Here is a 19,564-nt window from a genome sequence, read left to right on the forward strand (position 1 = left end):
AGATACGCTTTACAGTTGCATTTAATGAATGTTGCATAACCATAGATTGCATATGGAGGCCGTCAATTAGGCTTTAGGCCTATGGAAATTTGCATTTGCTCCGCAGAAAATATTAGTTGGAAGATCGCAATATGGGCGATAACAGGAGGGAGTTTTCCAACCGTAGGCTAGATTTAACTTACTGATTACAAATATCTTTTTTTAACGCACCCTATTCCATGTCCGTCTGCGGCAGGTCGATGCCGGATAATTCGGCAAGAGTCATACGGGCGGCGCTGACGCGCGCAAAGCGTAATGTCATTGCCTTGCGTGTTGCGCCTGCCAGCTTGTGCTCGGGCGCATCACGGATGATCTCGGCACCATATCCATCAGATAGAATGAAGCCGCAATCGTCGGGGAATATATCGGCTGGAACACCCGGATGAGTAGCAAAAAACAGCCGGTCGCAATAATCGCGATAGGTCGGCCATTTTCGATCAACCTTCCAGTCCTCGATCGATGATTTTATTTCGACAATCCAGATTTCACCATTGCGGGACAAGGCCACAAGATCGGCGCGACGGCCGGAAGCAAGCGACAATTCCGGCATGACTGCCAAGCCCATTTCGAGGAAAAGCCGCTGCACGCCGCGCCGCACCAGCATGGCATTTTCGGATTGGCGGCCATCAATAAGCGGATTGGTCTGGCTCAGACTGACTATAGGCATGACGGCGAATCTATCGGCAATTTTGCAACCATGTGGTGGAAAATACACCCACAGGTAGGTGAAAACCATGGTTAATGGAAAACTAAGCTTTACGGTTAATGAAGCTTTAACAATAATGGCGCTAAAGAGGCAACAATAAGTAACATATAGATTCGCACAACCAACGGGGTGATCATGCGATTTAAAACTATCGTTCTTGCGGCTGGCCTTATGGGCGCAACTGCTCTAGCCGGCTGTTCCACGATCGGGTTTAATTACTCAACAGCCTCCTATAGTTCAGTTTCGGATGCAGGTTACGTTCTCCCCGCCATTCCCCGTGCAAAAATCCCGCCGCAATTCCTGCGACAGGAAGTTCGCTATGATGGCGGTGAAACACCAGGAACGATCATCGTCGATACACAGACAAAATTTCTCTACTTCGTTCTGGGCGGCGGCAAGGCCATGCGTTACGGCATAGGCGTCGGCAAGGAAGGCTTTGAGTGGAACGGTGCGGCACGCATTGCGCTCAAGCGTGAATGGCCGACATGGACCCCGCCAAAAGAAATGATCAAGCGCAAGCCGGAACTGGCTGAATTCCGCAATGGCATGGGACCCGGCCTTCAAAACCCGCTTGGCGCCCGCGCCCTCTATCTCTTCAACAAGAGCGGCGATACCGGCTATCGCCTGCATGGCACGCCGGAGTGGTGGTCCATCGGCAAAGCCATGTCTTCAGGATGCATCCGCCTGATGAATCAGGATATTATCGACCTTTACAATCGCGCCGAGGTTGGTGCCAAGGTTGTCGTCCGCTAGAAGAATTCCGCTCAGGCGGAACCACAAAACATTGCAGCAAAAGGCCACTTTCGAGTGGCCTTTTTGTTGGATGAGTAGGGTCCGGACCCTAGAATACGGCGAAGGCTTCAACCCGTCTTTATTTCCCTCCCCTGATTTTGCCGTGTTGACCTGATCATCTGCCGCCTCATAGATTGCACCTGTCGATCTTGGACCAACCCGGATAGAGGCTAAAACTGGAAAGTGAATATGTTTAAAACCGTTGCCACCACACCATTCGATGACCAAAAGCCCGGCACATCAGGGCTTCGCAAGAAGGTTCCTGTTTTCCAACAGCCCAATTATGCGGAGAACTTCATTCAGTCCGTATTCGACGCGCTTGAAGGATATGAAGGCAAAACACTGGTGATCGGCGGAGATGGCCGCTTCTACAATCGCGAAGTCATCCAGATCGCCTTGAAAATGGCAGCCGCCAATGGTTTCGGCCGGGTGCTCGTAGGGCAAGGCGGCATATTATCCACTCCGGCGGCGTCCCATCTCATTCGCAAATATGGAGCCTTTGGCGGGCTGATTCTGTCTGCCAGCCACAATCCCGGCGGCCCCACCGAAGATTTCGGTATCAAGTATAATATCGGCAATGGTGGCCCCGCGCCGGAAAAAATTACCGAAGCTATTTTCGCCATTTCCAAGACCATCAAGGAATACAGGATCGCTGAGAGCGCCGATGTTGATATCGACATGATCGGCACCCAGAAACTTGGCGATATGGATGTGGAGATTGTTGATTCGGTTGCCGATTATGCGGCCTTGATGGAAACTCTATTCGACTTTGACGCGATCCGCTCCCTGATCAAATCGGGCTTCACCCTGCGTTTCGATTCCATGCATGCGGTTACAGGCCCCTATGGCAAGGAAATTCTCGAAAAGCGCCTCGGCGCACCGGAAGGCACCTGCCTCAACTTCGTGCCGCTGACGGATTTTGGCGGCCACCACCCTGATCCTAATCTGGTTTACGCCAAGGAACTCTACGACCTTCTCATGTCTGCGGATGGTCCTGATTTTGGTGCTGCTTCCGATGGCGATGGCGACCGCAACCTCATCATTGGCAAGGGTATCTTCATCACCCCTTCAGACTCGCTTGCCATGCTGGCAGCCAATGCCCACCTTGCGCCAGGCTATAAGGCCGGGCTTAAGGGCATTGCTCGTTCAATGCCGACAAGTGGCGCCGCCGACCGCGTGGCGGAGAAGCTGAAAATCGGCATGTATGAAACCCCGACGGGCTGGAAATTCTTCGGCAATCTGCTCGATGCGGATATGGCGACCATCTGCGGCGAGGAAAGCTCCGGCACAGGTTCAAACCATGTGCGCGAGAAGGATGGGCTTTGGGCTGTTCTGCTCTGGCTCAATATTCTTGCAGTGCGGCGCGTGAGCGTGCAGGAAATCGCGCTTGAGCATTGGGCCCAGTATGGCCGCAACTATTATTCGCGCCACGATTATGAAGGCGTCGACACGGCCAGTGCAAACAAGGTTATCGACGCGTTGCGGGCCAAGCTCGCCAGCTTGCCGGGCACGTCTGTTCAGGGCCTTAAAATCGCGGCAGCCGATGATTTCGCCTATCATGATCCGGTCGACAAATCCGTCAGCGAGCATCAGGGCATTCGCATCCTGTTTGAAGGCGGCTCCCGCGTTGTCTTCCGCCTGTCCGGCACAGGAACATCCGGCGCTACGATCCGCGTTTACATTGAACGCTATGAGCCGGACCCGTCACGACATGATCTGGAAACGCAAGGGGCGCTTGCAGATCTTATCCTTGCTGCCGAAGAGCTTTCCGCCATCAAAGCCCAGACGGGCCGCAAAGAACCGAGCGTAATCACGTAAAGGGCAGTCGGAAGGCAGAGGCTGCTGAACCAGCCCAACGGACATAATCCAGCAATGTGTGTCAGACCACACTCGCTGGATTTATGCTGCCATAAACTCCACCCTCATCGAACTTTCAAAACATCAAGGGGCATTGATGACCCAACTTCGCACGCTTTACCCAACGATAGAACCTTATGAAACAGGTATGCTCGACGTAGGAGATGGGCACTCCATCTATTATGAACGCTCCGGTAAACGGGGTGGGAAACCTGCCGTCTTTTTGCATGGCGGTCCAGGAAGCGGTGTTTCTTCGAACCACCGGCGCCTATTCAATCCTGATGTCTACGATGTCCTGTTATTTGATCAGCGTGGTTGCGGAAAGTCTGTTCCACATGCTGATCTTCATGCGAATACAACATGGCATCTCGTGGAGGATATCGAGCGGTTGCGAAAGCTGATCGGCGTTGACAAATGGATGGTCTTTGGAGGTTCATGGGGATCTTCGCTTGGCCTCGCCTACTCGCAAAAACATCCGGAACATGTCAGTGAATTGATCCTGCGCGGCATCTATACTGTCACAAAGGCAGAAATCGACTGGTATTATCAGTTCGGCGTTTCCGAGATGTTTCCAGATAAATGGGAGCTTTTTCAGGCACCCATTCCCTTGGAAGAGCGCGGTAATATGGTGGCGGCATACCATAAACGTTTGACCGGAGACGACAAAATTGCCCAGCTTGAAGCGGCTAAAGCATGGACGATCTGGGAAGGCGAGACGGTGACGCTTCTTCCCGATCCCGAATATTCCGCACGCTTCAGGGATGGTCACTACGCTCTCGCCTTCGCCAGATTGGAAAACCACTATTTTATAAATGGCTCGTGGCTGGAGGAGGGGCAGTTGCTTCGTGACGCTCATAAGCTCCATGGCATTCCGGGTGTAATTGTTCAGGGGCGCTATGACATGCCCTGCCCGGTAAAATATGCCTATGCGCTTCACAAGGTCTGGCCTGATGCCGAATTTCATCTTATCGAAGGGGCAGGTCACGCCTATACGGAACCGGGCATACTCGATCGGTTAATTCGGGCCACCGACCAATTTGCCGGACTCTAGATTTCATCACCTTACATCCTGTCATGAGACGCGGCGCGGTTCCTGCGCGAATGGGCTGAGGCCCAACCACTGTTGCATGGAGGCGGCGATTGCAGGATCGCCGTCAAATTCAAGGTTGCCAGCATCCACCTCCCGCCGGACCATTGAGAGGCCCATCCAGATTGCGGTCATGCTCTTCAATGAACTCGTGATGAGGAGATCAATGTCATATCCCGGATCAAACCCGCAAAGGTCAACAGAACCGTCCTCAACGACCAGCCAGAAATTTTGCCGCGCTTGAGGCAGTTCAGGGTACAGAAATTGAATCGTACACCGGCGCTGCGGCAATGGTTTGGGATTGAGATGACGGCGCATATCCCACATCAGCAACGATGGATCGAGATTCTTCAGCGAAACCTTGGATTCCACCCAGCGCTGCCCCCAAAATCCGATCCCCACGATTACGGGGCGCAAATCCTCACCGGCCGCCGAAAGATGATATTCGAGAACCCCTCCGGCATTGGGAATGGTTTTGATGACGCCGGCACGCTCAAGTTCTTTCAGGCGTTTTGAAAGGAGTGCGGGTGACATGCGCGGCACGCCCCGGCGCAAATCATTGAAGCGCGTCGTGCCGCATAAAAGCTCCCGCAAAATCAGCGTTGTCCATCGAGAGCATAATATTTCAGAGGCCATCGACACCGGACAGAACTGACCGTATCCGCCATGCGTTTCCATGAGTCCCCCTCAGGACTTTATTTTGTTTGAAGGTACTCCAAAAGATCGGGCAAGGGAACGGGCTAGTTCATTTCGTGAACTAGACGAAGCCCGTCAATGAGAGGATTTTTACTTTCACTAAAAACAAAAGCGAGGAGAACACCATGGCACATTCATCATCGGTTGATAATGCCGAGACACATTCTCATGCGAGCCCTGCCGCTGAGATTGCTCGCACATTGTCATCCGCTTTCGCCGATAATGCCGGACATATCGATGCGACGGATACATTTGTCGCCGATAATTACAGGTTGCTCCAAGAAGCCGGCCTTATCGAAATCGGCGTACCGCTTGAACTTGGAGGTGGAGGCGCGAATGTTACGGAACTGGCGGAAATGTTGCGGATTATCGCACATGCATGCCCCTCGACCGCGCTGGCTTTTTCCATGCACACCCATCAGGTGGCAATTCCCGCTTGGCGTTGGCAGCATCAGAAACTGGCCGCCGTAGAACCTCTGTTGAAACGTGTTGCGGCCGAAAAGCTGATCCTGCTTTCCAGCGGCGGTTCCGACTGGATTGGCGGCTCCGGCAAGGCCGTTAAAGTTGATGGCGGTTATCGCATCTCGGCGCGAAAAATATTCACCTCGGGGGCTAATGCGGGCAATCTTTTGATGACGGGCGCCATGGTTGAAAATGACGACGGATCACATAACGTCATCCATTTTGCTGCTCCCATGAAGGCCGAGGGAGTGAGCGTCGTTGAAACCTGGAAGGCAATGGGCATGCGCGGCACTGGTTCCAACGACGTCATTTTCGATAATCTGTTTATTCCTGATAGCGGCGTCGCCCTCTCACGCAAGGCTGGCGAATGGCATCCTTTGTTCCAGATCATTTCCACAATCGCCTTTCCGCTGATCTATGCGGTTTATCTTGGCGTTGCTGAAAGCGCGCGTGATATTGCCGTTGGCCTCGCCGGTAAGAAACCCTTGAGCGCTCACAGCTTCAATCTTGCTGGCCGAATGGATACAAACTTGCGCGCCGCGCAACTGGCGCATCAGTGGATGGTGAACATAGCTGCCCGCAACGCGCCCTCTGCGACAACCGTCAATGAAACTATGATCGGTCGGTCTCTTGTCGCCGAACACGCGATTAAAGCCGTAGAATTGGCAATGGAATTGGCGGGCGGCAGCGGATTTTACCGGGATAACCGTCTTGAACAGCGTTTCCGCGACATACAGGGCGCCCGCTACCACCCGCTACAGCAGGGCCCGCAGGCCCATTATGCCGGAGCGATGGCTTTGGGCCAGCCTGTGGACCATATCTTTTAAAGGGGGTTTGGATGGCGGCCTAAGTGCCGCCATCCTCTAATCAAAAACGATTGCAGGAGCGGTGCGCCCACCCTTGGCCAGTTTCAGCTGTTCCCAAACCTTCGCAGCGATCTCACGATAGACCCTGGTTTGCGGTCCATCCGGATTGCTGATGACGACCGGTGTTCCTGCATCCGACATTTCGCGGATTTCCATGACCAGCGGCACTTCACCAAGGAATGGAACGCCAAGACGTTCTGCTTCCTTGCGTGCACCACCATGGCCGAAAATATCGTAGCGCGCCCCCGTATCCGGCGCGATGAAATAGCTCATATTCTCAACAATGCCGAGCAGCGGCACATCGACCTTTTTGAACATGTTGAGCCCTTTGCGCGCGTCGATCAGCGCCAGATCCTGGGGTGTCGAAACGATCACCGCACCGGCAAGCGGCACCTGCTGCGCCATGGTCAATTGCGCGTCGCCGGTACCGGGCGGCATGTCCACCACCAGCACATCGAGATCGCCCCATTGCACTTCGCGCAGCATTTGTGTCAGCGCCGACATGACCATGGGGCCGCGCCAGATCATCGGCGTTTCCTCGTCCACAAGGAAACCGATCGACATGACCTTCAGCCCATAGCCTTCCATCGGCTTCAGCACCCGGCCGGAAACCACTTCCGGCTTGCCGGAAATGTGCAGCAGACGCGGCATGGAAGGTCCGTAAATATCTGCATCCAAAATACCGACGCGCTGACCATTGGCCTGCAAAGCCAAAGCCAGATTGACAGCGGTCGTCGATTTGCCAACCCCGCCTTTGCCGGATGCGACTGCGATAATGGCGCCAACGCCGGGCACTCCGGATTTGACCGGCGCTGCCGCATGGCTGTGACCGGCATGGCCGGCAGCGGCTGGCGGAGCTTTAGCCGGTACACGTTGCGGCGGCACCGCGCCTGCCGGTGCCGGTCTTTGCGCAGGTCTTGGTGCAGGCGCAGCACGCGGCGCGTCATCGCTTGTCGGGCCGCCGCGTTTTTCGGCGGTCAATGCAACCACTGCGCCTTTTACATCGGGCATTGCCTTGACCACACGTTCGGCGGCAGAGCGAAGCGGCTCCAGCTCTTGAGCACGTTCGGCAGGGACGGTGATCGAAAAGAATACTTTATTGTCGGCGATGAAGATGTCTGACACCAGACCAAGCTCGACAATATTGCTGTTGAAATCCGGACCGGTCACCGTCCTCAATTGTTCCAGGACCTCGGTCTTCGTCACATCTGCCATTGCAATTCCATCCCTGTCATTTTTGGGGTCAGACCCTGACACTTCAGATAATGCAGTTGAGCAGAAACGCCAATGGACATTTGTACGCGGCCTGTCTTTGCGGGCAATAATCCCGCTTTACAATCGCAGTTCAGTTCCCGGTTGGTGGATCCGTTCGTCATTTTCACGCAATATTCATGGAGCAACCCTATCCGGCGATAAGTGAAAACTCTGCTCGCGGGATATGTTCGATGTGAAAAAGCCATAATGTGGCGTTCTAGCCAAATCCCTCTATCGCCCATAAGCACCCGCATTTCGGTCAGGTCAGAATCATGCCTCAAGTCCGTTCCCGCTTCCGCAGCCGCGCTCTGAAACTGATCGTCTTCGCCATTATCGCAATTCTTGTCGTCTGGCTGTTGATGACAAAGGTTTTTTCCTCCGGCAAAGCACCAGAGCAGAGCGTGTTCACTGCTCCTGTCGCACTTGGTTTCATTGAGGAGACCGTGCTTGCAACGGGTACTTTGGAGCCGGTGCAGATGGTCAATGTCGGTGCGCAGGTTTCCGGGCAGGTGAAAACGCTTTATGTTGAATCCGGTCAGCCGGTAAAGGCCGGTGATCCTATTGCCGAGATTGACTCTGTCCCGCAGGAAAATGCATTGCGAGTTGCCAAGGCGGAACTGGCAAACAGCCAGGCATTGCAGCGGGTCAAACAGGTTCAGCTCAAAAAGGCACAGGCTGCCTATGAGCGGCAGACCGCTTTGCTTGAGCAAAGGGCGGCCTCGCAAATGGCCTTCGATACGGCTGAGTCTGACTATTTTGCCTTGCAGGCGGAGATTGCTTCTCTTGGCGCGCAGATCGAACAGGCGGAAGTCAATGTTGAAACGGCCACGGCCAATCTTGGTTATACGCGAATCGTCTCGCCCATTGATGGCACTGTCATTGCAGTTGTCACCAAGCAGGGCCAGACGCTGAATTCCACACAAACCACGCCAACCGTGGTGATCGTCGCCAAGCTCGATACGATGAATGTGAAGGTCAAAATTTCTGAAGCCGATGTCTGGCGCACCAAGCCCGGCCAGAAGGTGTGGTTCACCATTATGGGCGATGCTCAAACCCGCTATGAAGCCGAACTTCAGCGCATCGATTTTGCCCCGCCATCAATCACCACCGATGCCAAATCCAGCGTCGAAACCGACAGCAGCAAAGGCACCGCAATCTATTATGACGGGTTGCTCACTGTACCGAATCCGGACTCTCGTCTGCGGACGAAAATGACCGCGCAAGTCCATATCATCATCGGCTCGATCAAGGACAAGCCAATCATTCCGTGGTCTGCCCTTTCCAACAGAGAGCCGGATGGCCGTTACAAGGTAAAGGTCAAACTGGCTGAGGGAAAAACCGAACAGAGATTTGTCAGGATCGGCTTGACCGACATGATCAAGGCTGAAGTCGTCGAAGGTTTGCGTGTTGGCGACGAGGTTGTCATTGAGGGGGGCACTCCCGCGGCTGACGCCAGCAAGGCTGCAAGCAGCGAGACACCTTCGTCATGAGTTCAGCCCTGCTCGAAGTCAAACAGCTATCGCGTATTTTCGCGGCGGGCAGCGAGGAAGTCATTGCCCTCGATAATATCGACCTGACCATAGAAGCCGGCGAATTCGTCGCCATTGTCGGGGCCAGCGGTTCCGGCAAGTCGACCCTCATGAATATTCTTGGCTGCCTGGATCAGCCGAGCAAGGGCAGCTATATCATGGCCGGTCGCGAGACTTCCGGCCTGACGAAAGACGAGCTTGCCGAATTGCGGCGCGAACATTTCGGCTTCATCTTCCAGCGTTATCATCTCATGCCCGATCTTGGCGCCATCGGTAATGTCGAAATACCTGCGGTCTATTCCGGCGCACCAAAGGGCCAGCGCCGGTCGCGCGCCATCGCCATTCTTCAGCGTCTCGGGCTTGGTGATCGCATGGACCATCGGCCGAACCAGCTTTCTGGCGGGCAGCAACAGCGCGTTTCCATCGCGCGGGCCTTGATGAATGGCGGCGAAATCATTCTTGCCGATGAACCGACCGGCGCGCTGGATAGCAAGAGCGGCGAAAATGTCCTCGACATTCTCAAAGAGCTTCATGCTGCCGGTCACACGATCATTATCGTGACGCATGATATGGATGTGGCCGGTCATGCGGACAGGATCATCGAAATCAAGGATGGCGCTATCATTGCCGACCAGCGCAAACCGGACAGACTCGTGTCCACGACAGCCAAACTGACGCAACAGCCTGCATCTGCCGGATGGCTCAGCGGTTTTATGCGCCGACTTATGGAAGCACTGCCCATGGCTCTGCGTTCCATGATTGCGCATCGCACTCGCACAGCGCTGACCATGCTCGGGATTATCGTTGGTATTGCAGCCGTTGTTGCGGTTGTCGGCCTTGGTGAAGGCGGCCAGCGAATGGTGCTGAACGAAATCAATGGTCTTGGCGCCAGTACGATCAGCATTTTCCCCGGCAAGGATTGGGGCGATGAAAACGCCGCCAAGATTAAAAGCCTCGTGATTGCCGATGCCGAAGCCTTGGGCTCGCAGCCCTATGTAGACAGCGTAACGCCCTCCGTCTCGGCGACCGGCAAAGCCCAGTTTGGTAATGTTTCGGTTGACGCGACAATCAACGGCGTAGGAGATAATTATTTCCGCGTTGTCCAGCGTAAAATCGTGCAAGGCAGTTTCTTCGATGCGCGAAGCCAAGCCATGGGCTTGCAGCAAGTCGTCATTGACGACAATACCAAACAGGCATTGTTCAAGAATGTGGCGAATCCTGTCGGACAGGTGATCGTGGTTGCGCAGGTTCCGGTCGTCGTCATCGGCGTCGCAGCCAAGACCACCGGCGGCATGGGCGAGGACAAACGGCTGCAAATCTACATGCCTTACACAAGCCTCTTTACCCGGATAAGCGGTGCAGGAAGCCTGAGCGAAATCACTTTGCGCGTGTCGGACAATGTGGACACCCAAGCTGCTGAAAAAGCCATCGTCGCGCTGCTTGAGCGCCGTCACGGCACCAAGGACTTTTTCATCTTCAACAGTGACCAGATGCGCAAGACCATCGAAAACACGACGAAGATTCTCTCACTGCTCATGTCATCCATCGCCGCCATCGCCCTCGTCGTCGGCGGTATCGGCGTCATGAACATCATGCTGGTTTCGGTGACCGAGCGTACAAAAGAGATCGGTCTGCGCATGGCGGTCGGCGCACGTCAGATCGATATCATGTTGCAATTTCTGATTGAGGCTTCCGCGGTAACTGTGACCGGTGCAATTATCGGCGTTGGACTCGCTTTGGCGATAGGTGCAGTCTTCGCTCCCATTGGCAGCTCCTTCCCGATGATTGTCTCGGTCAATGCCATCATGGTTGCCTGCATCACCGCCGTCATTGTCGGACTGACATTCGGATTCCTGCCTGCCCGAAAAGCCGCACGACTCAATCCGATTGATGCTCTGGCGCGCGATTAGGGGCAGCAAAACGGACACTTGAACAGTGCTTTCCAATTTCGACCGGGTTTGCTCGACATGTGGCACGATTTTTCAGAACAATTGGAGAAATTTGCCGAAGAATCGTCGATTCTTGCTCAAAAAAAGTAATCCTAGCGTGCAATTTGGTTGTCGTCGGTTGCATTACTCTTTGCCGCATGGCTTTTCATCAAAAGTGCAGCTATGAAAATGTTGGACTGCTAACGAGGCGATAATGCGCGAAGTTTGGAACAATTGGCGAATGGCGGTGCGCATGCTTTGCGCATTGGCGCTCGTATTTGTTGCCTTTGCCCATCAGCCGGTTTCCGCTGCGCCTGCTCTGGATGATCTTTCAGCCTATACCCTTCCCGACGGCTCTTTGCCCGTGCTTTGCCTGACCGATACCGGCAATGAAAAGGATCATCACAAGACAGCCTGGCATGGCACTGGTTGCGAGGCATGCCGTCTTGTTTCTTCGGTCGTATTGCCCGTTCCGGCTACAGTCGCCAGCGCAAAAATTGAACCGTTACAATCACTTGCGATCAAGCGGGAAGCTGCTCTCATTGCGCGGCACGCCTATCCGCCATCCGCTCCGCCGCAAGCACCGCCATCAGTCTGACACCCATTGCGCCCTTTGGCGCTTGAATATGGCCCTGCCCGCGCAGGTCCATCTCCTTTGGCCGTCAGACGATTGGAATAATTATGGCCGTTCTTGCCGAGGCTGGCAAAAAGCCTAACAATATCAGTATATCTCTTTATCGCGCCGTGTGGCGCTGGCATTTTTTAGCGGGACTTTTCGTCATTCCGTTCATGATCAATCTTGCCGTCACGGGCGGGCTCTATCTGTTCAAGGACGAGATTGACGATACGGTTTTCGCCTATCGCAATATTGTGGAACCGCAAGGCCAAACCCTGGCTCCCTCAGTGCTTTCGGAAAATGCGAGGGCAGCAGTACCTGGTTCAAAAATTGTCCGATACCGCGTTCCCGCCGATCCATCTCATTCGGTTCGTGTCACTGTCGGCACATCTACTGAGAACGTTCTCGTCTTCGTTAATCCCTATAGCGGGGCCGTTCTTGGCACTGTTGCGGCGGAAAATGAATTCAATAAGGTGGTCCGGAATATTCACAGCCTGAAATATTTTGGCTTTGTTCCCAATAGGATAATCGAAGCTGTCGGAGGAATGGCGCTTATTTTGGTCGTCACCGGTTTTTATTTATGGTGGCCGCGCTCACAAACCGGCGGCGTTGTCAGCGTCCGTGGAACCCCTTCAAAACGTGTGTTCTGGCGTGACCTCCATGCCGTTACCGGCGCATCTGCCGGAGCGCTGATCTTTTTTCTGGCGATCTCTGGAATGCCTTGGTCGGGCTATTGGGGCGAGCAGGTTAATGCAGCGCTTTCCAGTGCAGGAATGGGTTATCCAACCAAGCTCTGGGATGATGTTCCCCTTTCGACAGTGCCCACTAAGGATGTGGTCGATCATGCTGGCTGGACTGTAGAAAACGCCCCCGTACCGGCATCCAATGCAGCTTCCAAAGGAGAGAACGTCAGTCTTGATCAGATCGTCACCGCTACCAATGAAGCGGGTATGTTTCCCGGCTATGAGGTTTCGCTGCCCAGGGGCAAGGGAGGTGTTTATACCGCCGCGATTTTTCCTGACGACATAGCAAGGCAACAAACGATCCATTATGACCAGTATACGGGTAAGCCATTGATTGACATCAAGTTTTCCGACTACGGCATTGGCGGCAAAGCGATAGAATTTGGCGTTGGGGTTCATATGGGTCAGTACTTTGGGCTGGCGAACCAGATCCTCATGCTCCTGACCTGCCTCGCCATTACGCTAATGTCGGTAACTGCCATTGTCATGTGGTGGAAACGCCGCCCATCAGGCCGATTGGGCGTGCCGCCCATGCCATCTCAAACCAGCGTCTTTGTCATGCTGACCGTGGTAATCCTGGGCTTCGGCGTAGCTTTTCCGCTTACCGGCTTTGCCATCCTGGCCATGTTGGTCATCGATCAGCTGGTCACTCGTATCCCCTCTCCCCTGAAACGCGTATTCTCGTAAACATTCGAATTGGAGACGTTCCATGAAGACACTATTCCGAATTGCCGCACTTGCATTTGTCGCCACGTCCCTTTCCTTTGCAGCGCAGGCTCACGACCACTCCAAGATGGGGCATGACGCCCCAGCGAGCCATTCCGAGGATGCAATGGAACCGGTAAAAGCTGGAGATTTGACGCTTAGTAGCGCCTTCACCCGTGCTACTTTGCCCGGTGCAAAAGTAGGTGGCGGGTATCTCAAGATCGCCAATTCGGCCAACGCGCCCGACCGGCTAATGGGCGGCACGACACCTGCCGCCGAGCGCGTTGAGGTGCATGAAATGAAAATGGCAGGCGATGTCATGCAAATGCGCCAGCTCAAGGAAGGACTCGAAATACCCGCTGGCGGAACTGTAGAGCTTGCTCCGGGGGGACTTCATCTGATGTTTATGAATATAGCCCAGCCGTTGAAGGAAGGCGACATGATCCCCGTGACGCTTGAATTTGCCAAGGCAGGCAAGGTCGAAATTCAATTTATGGTGGGCGCAGCAAACGCTGCAAGCATGGAGCACAACTGATGAATATGCGCTGGGTTCGCTATGGTCTATGGGCGGCAATCGCTGCCCTTACCATCTTTCTGGTTCTTACTTACGTCAGCGGTCGGCAGGCCAGTACACAAAAATCAGTTGAACTGGGCACGCCTTTTAATCTGATTGATCAAAACGGCGCTCCTATTACCGAGGCCGCATTCAAGGGCCATCCGACAGCTCTGTTTTTTGGCTTCACACACTGCCCTGAGGTCTGCCCAACTACATTGTTCGAAATGGCTGGGCTGCTGAACACGCTTGGGGACGAAGGCAAGGATTTGCGCGTTTTCTTTATATCCGTCGACCCTGAGCGCGATACGCCGGAAGTGATGAAAGGGTATACTGCGGCCTTTACCGACCGGATAACCGGCATTACAGGCAAGCCGGAAGAGATCGAAAAGCTGGTCAAAAGCTGGCGTATCTACGCCAAGAAGGTTCCAACTGAAGATGGTGATTACACAATGGATCACACAGCATCTATCATGTTGCTCGATCGCGATGCACGCCTGAAAAGCACGATTGATTATAAAGAAGATGCCGACGTCGCCTTGAAAAAGTTAAAGCTGCTCATCGCAGGCTGATTCCATCAAACCGTTCTCCTCCCGAAAATCGGGAGGGGATGCCGGCAGAAACCGAAGCTATCAGAACATTTGTATACTAAAAAACTCATAATTTCCTAGAATTATTCTAAGCTATTGATATTTTTGAACGTTTTAAACATTTAGTATTTGACAACCGTTTTTTCAGCAGCCTTTATGCATTTGTACAATGAGTACACCCTTTGATGTTTGGGCCTTGAACCCGTTCGATTGGAGGACCTTATGATTGGTCTTTTTTTGCCATGCCAACGCGTGGTCTCTTTGCTGAGGCGTCAGCGTCCGTCGTTTGCTTTGGGCTCTGATGAGCTTCTGCAGCGATTACGCAATAGCCTGCTTGCTCCTACCCGCAATCTTCCGCAGGATGGAGGTCGCGATGTTTCCTGGCTTATCTGAATCGCGGAACCATACCGGCTGTTATTTCGATCGTGCTCCTGAAAAGCTGGTGCTCGAAGGATATCGCCGCTGGACTGCCGGATTTGAAACCGGCTCTGTTGTTGCCTGGGAAATGGCCTATGGTCTCTACAGCGAGATTCTTGGTGATCGCAACGGCAATCATGCCTTGTCAGAACTGTCTTACTTCGTGCGTACATTGCGCCATTGCGCCCTGTGCCCGTTGAAAACATTTCCCTTTGGCTCCCATCACGTCTGCCGAGAAGAATGCATGATATTGGGACTCGTTGCCGGTCTTCAAAATTGCGACATGGTTGCAGCACGAACATGCCTCAATGCAATGGCATGTCCCTCCCGTCACGAGGAAGTCGAAAACGCTGCAATCGCATTTGCCGAAACACTCGTAGAACTGGATCAGGTGCTCCTGCCCATTCCAAAATCTGCGATCGACGACATTATTTCCCGCCCTATGCGCGCGAAATATCACTAAGGAAGGGGAGAAATCATGATTATCAGTTCGCGCCGGGAACGACAATTATCGGTAGCAGCGACAGTGCTATTGACTGCAGCTATCTTTGTCATGCCCATCAAAATACCCAAAGAAGATACAACACGCGCCGAGCTTGCCGGGTACGTCAAAATTGCTGATGCGACGCCCGTGAAACTGACAGTTCGCAAATAAATCCCGCACTATTTTTGACGCTGGATCACGACAAGACCCAGCAATTCTTTTTGCGACAGAACCAACACGGCCAAAATATAGACGACTATTCCTATAGACTATGGCTATCCGGTAGAGTTTTCTAATTTTGTGATATAAAAGGAATTCTTTCTAACGCCTCATTTTCAGAGGCTCTGCTACCCTTCAGTTGCAATCACACGGAGGCAGGCATGAAAAATTCCCGATTATCGATAGCCTTCGCGACCGTTCTGCTTATGGCAACGGTCGCGTCACAACCAATGTCTGCTGCCTTGGCGGACACCACGCTCTTGAACGTTTCTTACGACCCAACGCGCGAGCTCTATAAAGATTTCAACGCGGCATTCGCAGCCAAGTGGAAAGCTGACACAGGGGAAACTGTTACCATACAGACGTCCCATGGCGGATCAGGTAAACAGGCACGCGCGGTAATAGACGGCTTGGATGCCGACGTCGTAACACTCGCGCTTGAAAGCGATATTTCGGCGATTGTCTCGGCCACAAAGAAAATTAATCCTGATTGGCGAACAAAATATCCCCATAACTCTGCACCTTACACATCGACCATTGTCTTTCTGGTTCGGAAGGGCAATCCAAAGGGCATCAAGGATTGGGGTGACCTTATCAAGGACGGCGTTGAGGTTATTACACCAAACCCCAAGACATCGGGCGGCGCACGCTGGAATTATCTTGCTGCCTGGGCATGGGCAAATGGCCAGTTTGGCGGCGACGAAGCCAAGATCAAAGAATATATCGCAACACTGTTCCAGCACGTTCCTGTGCTCGATACCGGCGCTCGTGGCTCCACCACGACCTTTGCGCAGCGTGAACTGGGTGACGTTCTCCTAGCCTGGGAAAATGAAGCCTATCTTTCGCTAGAGGAGTTTGGTGCCGACAAGTTCGATATCGTTGTGCCGCCCCAATCAATTTTGGCTGAGCCGCCCGTTGCTATCGTAGACGCGAATGTTGATGCCAAAGGGACAAGAAAAGCGGCGGAAGCCTATCTGCAATACCTCTATTCTGAAGAGGGTCAGACGCTCGCTGCCAAGCATTTCTACCGTCCCAGCGAGCCAAAACTCGTGTCGGCCGATCTCCTCAAGAAACTACCCGAGTTGAAACTGGTGACAATCGATGATCCAATCTTCGGTGGATGGGCCAAAGCACAGCCCTATCACTTTGGAGATGGCGGAACATTTGACCAGATTTACAAGCCGAAACAGTAAAAACATGAAACCCAACCTTGTGAAAACAGGTTGGCAGCCAAACCGCGATGGAGTTACCCAATGACTCCATTCCGCTTCAAGAGGCCAAGTATCATTCCAGGATTTGGAATGACACTTGGCTTCACGCTTGCCTACCTAGCACTTATTGTCCTTATTCCACTTGCCGGTCTGGTGTGGCGCTCTGCCGCTCTCGGCTGGGAGGGCTTTTTCAATGTTGCGATTGATCCTCGGACCGTCAACGCGATGAAGATTAGCTTTGGTACATCATTTATCGCCGCCTTGGTGAACGTCGTCTTTGGCGTTATTGTTGCTTGGGTTCTCGTGCGTTACCGCTTTCCCGGCCGCCGCATTATTGATGCTATTGTCGACCTGCCTTTCGCCTTGCCAACAGCAGTTGCTGGCATCGCGCTCACAGCCCTTTATGCCAAGAATGGCTGGATTGGAAAATGGCTCGAACCCTTGGGTATCAAAGTGGCATTCACACCGCTGGGTATCGTCATCGCTTTGATTTTCATTGGTCTTCCCTTCGTTGTTCGCACAGTCCAGCCCGTCATGGAAGAAATCCGCAAGGAAGTGGAAGAGGCAGCTGCGACGCTTGGAGCAACCCGTTTCCAAACCATAACGCGCGTGCTGCTGCCGGGCCTTCAACCTGCCATTCTGACAGGCTTTGCACTGGCCTTCGCCCGGGCAGTTGGAGAATATGGGTCCGTTATCTTCATTGCAGGCAACTTGCCTTATGTTTCGGAAATTGCGCCCTTGCTGATCGTCATCCGGCTCGAGGAATTTGACTATGCGGGTGCCACGGCCATTGCGACAATCATGCTGTCCATCTCCTTCCTGATGCTGCTCGTGATCAATCTCATTCAGGCATGGAGCCGCAGGAGGTATGGCTATGGCACATGATCTGCCGATATCGAATGAATCTGCCAAGGCATGGCATCCTGCCACCACGGAAAGCCGCACGGCACGCTTTGTTCTCATAGCCACTGCACTGGCATTTCTCGGGCTCTTCCTGTTGCTGCCGCTCATTGCTGTTTTTGTTGAGGCTTTCCGCAAAGGTCCAGAAGCCTATCTTGCTGCTTTTGCAGAACCCGATGCACTTGCCGCAATACGGTTAACCTTACTGGTTGCGGCAATTGCAGTCCCGTTAAACATTGTCTTTGGTGTCGTTGCCGCTTGGGCTATCGCCAAATTCGAATTCAAGGGCAAAGCTTTTTTAACAACACTGATTGACCTGCCATTTTCGGTATCTCCGGTCATTTCTGGTCTGGTTTACGTTCTGCTCTTTTCATCGCAAAGCTTCCTTGGTCCCTGGCTGAAATCACATGGCATAGAAGTTCTCTTTGCCGTGCCGGGCATCGTGCTTGCCACCGTATTCGTCACCTTTCCATTCGTGGCTCGCGAATTGATCCCTCTCATGCAGGATCAGGGAACAACGGATGAGGAGGCAGCATTGTCCCTGGGAGCAAATGGCTGGCAGACTTTCTGGCATGTCACCTTGCCCAACATTAAATGGGGCTTGCTCTACGGCATTCTTTTATGCAACGCCCGGGCAATGGGAGAGTTTGGTGCAGTTTCGGTCGTATCCGGGCATATTCGCGGCCTGACAAATACGATGCCGCTGCATGTCGAAATTCTCTATAATGAATATAATTTTGTCGCTGCTTTTGCAGTGGCTTCGCTACTTGCGCTGCTGGCGCTGGTGACGCTCGTTCTCAAAACTCTGCTGGAGTTGCGATATGGGGCAGAACTTCGCGCTGCTGGTGGACACTAAGGGGAATATTTATGGAAGTTCGAGTAAGTGGTGTGCGCAAGGAGTTTGACCGGTTTCCGGCGCTGCACGACGTATCATTGGATATAAATTCGGGTGAGCTTATTGCATTGCTCGGCCCTTCGGGATCGGGAAAGACAACGCTCTTGCGCCTGATCGCAGGGTTGGAAACCCCGACCGATGGGAAGGTTTTCTTTGGTGATGAGGATGCTTCCTTAAAATCAGTGCAGGAACGCAATGTCGGATTTGTTTTCCAGCATTATGCCTTGTTCCGCCATATGACTGTCATCGATAATGTCGGCTTCGGTTTGAAAGTGCGGCCCGGCGCCAATCGGCCAAGCAAAGAGGAAATCCGCAGACGTTCGAGCGAACTTCTTGATTTCGTCCAGCTTTCGGGCCTCGAGAAACGTTATCCCGCGCAACTTTCCGGCGGGCAGCGGCAACGTGTCGCCTTGGCCCGTGCCATGGCTATCGAACCGCGCGTGCTGCTGCTTGATGAGCCATTTGGCGCGCTTGATGCCAAAGTTCGGAAGGAACTGCGTCGCTGGCTGCGTGAAATTCATGACAAGACCCAGCACACCACTGTGTTTGTTACGCATGATCAAGATGAAGCACTTGAACTTGCCGACCGTGTGGTCGTGATGAGCCAGGGAAAAATCGAACAGGTTGGCACGCCTGATGAGGTCTATGACCGCCCCAACTCGCCCTTCGTCTATAGTTTCATCGGCGAGTCGAGTTCCCTGGACGTGAGCATCCAATCAGGGACTATCCATCTCGGCGATAAGGCGCTTGATCTGAAAAGTGAACAAGCCGACGGAAAAGGCGTGCTTTATTTTCGCCCCCATGATGTGGAGCTTCTCGGCGGCTCTGAAGCTCGTATCAGTGGCGTCGTAATAGCCAGCCGACGCGTAGGCGCAACACGCCGTGTCGAACTTGAAATCGATGGCACTGAAAGCCGCGTCGAGATCGAAATTCCAGCTGATCATCCCGCAAAAGTCGGCTCGCCGCTGGCATTCTTGCCAAAGCACTGGCGCGTATTTGGGAAAAGCGCCTAGTA

Annotated in this window: 19 protein-coding genes; 16 read left to right on the top strand and 3 right to left on the bottom strand. The window is 53.4% G+C overall.

Annotated features, from left to right (window positions below):
- Positions 1–211 precede the first annotated feature (211 nt).
- A complete protein-coding gene (locus V9K92_RS10915) occupies positions 212–706 on the bottom strand; it encodes an MmcB family DNA repair protein (protein WP_115051512.1) in 495 nt (164 codons plus the stop codon).
- Between the two features lie 174 nt (positions 707–880).
- On the opposite strand from V9K92_RS10915, the gene V9K92_RS10920 reads away from it, so the two are divergent.
- The 3 genes from V9K92_RS10920 (at position 881) to pip (ending at position 4,445) form a co-directional block, all read left to right on the top strand.
- Positions 881–1,498, top strand: coding sequence for a L,D-transpeptidase (locus V9K92_RS10920; protein WP_337353991.1), 618 nt, complete (start codon positions 881–883; stop codon positions 1,496–1,498).
- Positions 1,499–1,726: 228 nt separating this feature from the next.
- Positions 1,727–3,355, top strand: a complete 1,629-nt coding sequence (locus V9K92_RS10925; protein WP_337353992.1) for an alpha-D-glucose phosphate-specific phosphoglucomutase — start codon at positions 1,727–1,729, stop codon at positions 3,353–3,355.
- A 136-nt stretch (positions 3,356–3,491) separates the two neighbouring features.
- The gene (gene pip, locus V9K92_RS10930; protein ID WP_435530084.1) at positions 3,492–4,445 is read left to right on the top strand and encodes a prolyl aminopeptidase; all 954 of its coding nucleotides are present in this window, start codon (positions 3,492–3,494) and stop codon (positions 4,443–4,445) included.
- 21 nt (positions 4,446–4,466) lie between these two features.
- Here the strand turns inward: pip and V9K92_RS10935 are convergent, their stop codons facing one another.
- Positions 4,467–5,159: a winged helix-turn-helix transcriptional regulator gene (locus V9K92_RS10935; protein ID WP_337353993.1), complete on the bottom strand. Its 693-nt coding sequence runs from the start codon at positions 5,157–5,159 to the stop codon at positions 4,467–4,469.
- Between the two features lie 143 nt (positions 5,160–5,302).
- On the opposite strand from V9K92_RS10935, the gene V9K92_RS10940 reads away from it, so the two are divergent.
- Positions 5,303–6,466 carry an acyl-CoA dehydrogenase family protein gene (locus V9K92_RS10940; protein WP_337353994.1) on the top strand — a complete coding sequence of 388 codons (1,164 nt, stop codon included), beginning with the start codon at positions 5,303–5,305 and terminating at the stop codon, positions 6,464–6,466.
- A 36-nt stretch (positions 6,467–6,502) separates the two neighbouring features.
- Here V9K92_RS10940 and V9K92_RS10945 read toward each other — a convergent pair whose 3' ends face one another.
- A complete protein-coding gene (locus V9K92_RS10945) occupies positions 6,503–7,720 on the bottom strand; it encodes an Mrp/NBP35 family ATP-binding protein (RefSeq protein WP_307282212.1) in 1,218 nt (405 codons plus the stop codon).
- A gap of 311 nt (positions 7,721–8,031) precedes the next feature.
- Here V9K92_RS10945 and V9K92_RS10950 point away from each other — a divergent pair, with 311 nt between their 5' ends.
- The 12 genes from V9K92_RS10950 to V9K92_RS11005 all read left to right on the top strand — a co-directional run bounded on the left by V9K92_RS10950 (position 8,032) and on the right by V9K92_RS11005 (position 19,562).
- Positions 8,032–9,249: an efflux RND transporter periplasmic adaptor subunit gene (locus V9K92_RS10950; RefSeq protein WP_115051519.1), complete on the top strand. Its 1,218-nt coding sequence runs from the start codon at positions 8,032–8,034 to the stop codon at positions 9,247–9,249.
- Positions 9,246–11,198, top strand: coding sequence for a MacB family efflux pump subunit (locus V9K92_RS10955; RefSeq protein ID WP_337353995.1), 1,953 nt, complete (start codon positions 9,246–9,248; stop codon positions 11,196–11,198). The genes V9K92_RS10950 and V9K92_RS10955 overlap by 4 nt, the downstream gene beginning before the upstream one ends.
- A 232-nt stretch (positions 11,199–11,430) precedes the next feature.
- The gene (locus V9K92_RS10960; protein WP_337353996.1) at positions 11,431–11,814 is read left to right on the top strand and encodes a hypothetical protein; all 384 of its coding nucleotides are present in this window, start codon (positions 11,431–11,433) and stop codon (positions 11,812–11,814) included.
- Between the two features lie 83 nt (positions 11,815–11,897).
- On the top strand, positions 11,898–13,262 hold the full coding sequence (locus V9K92_RS10965; protein ID WP_337353997.1) for a PepSY-associated TM helix domain-containing protein: 1,365 nt from the start codon (positions 11,898–11,900) through the stop codon (positions 13,260–13,262).
- Between the two features lie 22 nt (positions 13,263–13,284).
- Positions 13,285–13,815, top strand: a complete 531-nt coding sequence (locus tag V9K92_RS10970) for a copper chaperone PCu(A)C (RefSeq protein WP_337353998.1) — start codon at positions 13,285–13,287, stop codon at positions 13,813–13,815.
- The gene (locus V9K92_RS10975; RefSeq protein WP_115051524.1) at positions 13,815–14,405 is read left to right on the top strand and encodes an SCO family protein; all 591 of its coding nucleotides are present in this window, start codon (positions 13,815–13,817) and stop codon (positions 14,403–14,405) included. Before V9K92_RS10970 ends, V9K92_RS10975 begins: the two co-directional genes overlap by 1 nt.
- A 391-nt stretch (positions 14,406–14,796) precedes the next feature.
- Positions 14,797–15,303 carry a hypothetical protein gene (locus tag V9K92_RS10980; protein WP_307282198.1) on the top strand — a complete coding sequence of 169 codons (507 nt, stop codon included), beginning with the start codon at positions 14,797–14,799 and terminating at the stop codon, positions 15,301–15,303.
- Between the two features lie 15 nt (positions 15,304–15,318).
- Complete coding sequence (locus tag V9K92_RS10985) at positions 15,319–15,495, top strand: hypothetical protein (RefSeq protein ID WP_337353999.1); 177 nt, start codon at positions 15,319–15,321, stop codon at positions 15,493–15,495.
- A 254-nt stretch (positions 15,496–15,749) separates the two neighbouring features.
- Positions 15,750–16,736: a sulfate ABC transporter substrate-binding protein gene (locus V9K92_RS10990; protein WP_370878850.1), complete on the top strand. Its 987-nt coding sequence runs from the start codon at positions 15,750–15,752 to the stop codon at positions 16,734–16,736.
- 60 nt (positions 16,737–16,796) lie between these two features.
- Positions 16,797–17,639 carry a sulfate ABC transporter permease subunit CysT gene (gene cysT / locus V9K92_RS10995; RefSeq protein ID WP_115051527.1) on the top strand — a complete coding sequence of 281 codons (843 nt, stop codon included), beginning with the start codon at positions 16,797–16,799 and terminating at the stop codon, positions 17,637–17,639.
- Positions 17,623–18,510, top strand: coding sequence for a sulfate ABC transporter permease subunit CysW (gene cysW / locus V9K92_RS11000; protein WP_443094457.1), 888 nt, complete (start codon positions 17,623–17,625; stop codon positions 18,508–18,510). The genes cysT and cysW overlap by 17 nt, the downstream gene beginning before the upstream one ends.
- 11 nt (positions 18,511–18,521) lie before the next feature.
- On the top strand, positions 18,522–19,562 hold the full coding sequence (locus V9K92_RS11005) for a sulfate/molybdate ABC transporter ATP-binding protein (protein WP_115051529.1): 1,041 nt from the start codon (positions 18,522–18,524) through the stop codon (positions 19,560–19,562).
- The last annotated feature ends 2 nt before the right edge of the window (positions 19,563–19,564 follow it).

The organism is Phyllobacterium sp. CCNWLW109 (assembly GCF_037203905.1).
GTDB lineage: Bacteria > Pseudomonadota > Alphaproteobacteria > Rhizobiales > Rhizobiaceae > Phyllobacterium > Phyllobacterium ifriqiyense.

Coding starts and splice junctions, on each gene's coding strand:
- V9K92_RS10915 (WP_115051512.1), bottom strand. CDS start 706: ATGCCTATAGTCAGTCTGAGCCAGACCAATCCGCTTATTGATGGCCGC.
- V9K92_RS10920 (WP_337353991.1), top strand. CDS start 881: ATGCGATTTAAAACTATCGTTCTTGCGGCTGGCCTTATGGGCGCAACT.
- V9K92_RS10925 (WP_337353992.1), top strand. CDS start 1,727: ATGTTTAAAACCGTTGCCACCACACCATTCGATGACCAAAAGCCCGGC.
- pip (WP_435530084.1), top strand. CDS start 3,492: ATGACCCAACTTCGCACGCTTTACCCAACGATAGAACCTTATGAAACA.
- V9K92_RS10935 (WP_337353993.1), bottom strand. CDS start 5,159: ATGGAAACGCATGGCGGATACGGTCAGTTCTGTCCGGTGTCGATGGCC.
- V9K92_RS10940 (WP_337353994.1), top strand. CDS start 5,303: ATGGCACATTCATCATCGGTTGATAATGCCGAGACACATTCTCATGCG.
- V9K92_RS10945 (WP_307282212.1), bottom strand. CDS start 7,720: ATGGCAGATGTGACGAAGACCGAGGTCCTGGAACAATTGAGGACGGTG.
- V9K92_RS10950 (WP_115051519.1), top strand. CDS start 8,032: ATGCCTCAAGTCCGTTCCCGCTTCCGCAGCCGCGCTCTGAAACTGATC.
- V9K92_RS10955 (WP_337353995.1), top strand. CDS start 9,246: ATGAGTTCAGCCCTGCTCGAAGTCAAACAGCTATCGCGTATTTTCGCG.
- V9K92_RS10960 (WP_337353996.1), top strand. CDS start 11,431: ATGCGCGAAGTTTGGAACAATTGGCGAATGGCGGTGCGCATGCTTTGC.
- V9K92_RS10965 (WP_337353997.1), top strand. CDS start 11,898: ATGGCCGTTCTTGCCGAGGCTGGCAAAAAGCCTAACAATATCAGTATA.
- V9K92_RS10970 (WP_337353998.1), top strand. CDS start 13,285: ATGAAGACACTATTCCGAATTGCCGCACTTGCATTTGTCGCCACGTCC.
- V9K92_RS10975 (WP_115051524.1), top strand. CDS start 13,815: ATGAATATGCGCTGGGTTCGCTATGGTCTATGGGCGGCAATCGCTGCC.
- V9K92_RS10980 (WP_307282198.1), top strand. CDS start 14,797: ATGTTTCCTGGCTTATCTGAATCGCGGAACCATACCGGCTGTTATTTC.
- V9K92_RS10985 (WP_337353999.1), top strand. CDS start 15,319: ATGATTATCAGTTCGCGCCGGGAACGACAATTATCGGTAGCAGCGACA.
- V9K92_RS10990 (WP_370878850.1), top strand. CDS start 15,750: ATGGCAACGGTCGCGTCACAACCAATGTCTGCTGCCTTGGCGGACACC.
- cysT (WP_115051527.1), top strand. CDS start 16,797: ATGACTCCATTCCGCTTCAAGAGGCCAAGTATCATTCCAGGATTTGGA.
- cysW (WP_443094457.1), top strand. CDS start 17,623: ATGGCTATGGCACATGATCTGCCGATATCGAATGAATCTGCCAAGGCA.
- V9K92_RS11005 (WP_115051529.1), top strand. CDS start 18,522: ATGGAAGTTCGAGTAAGTGGTGTGCGCAAGGAGTTTGACCGGTTTCCG.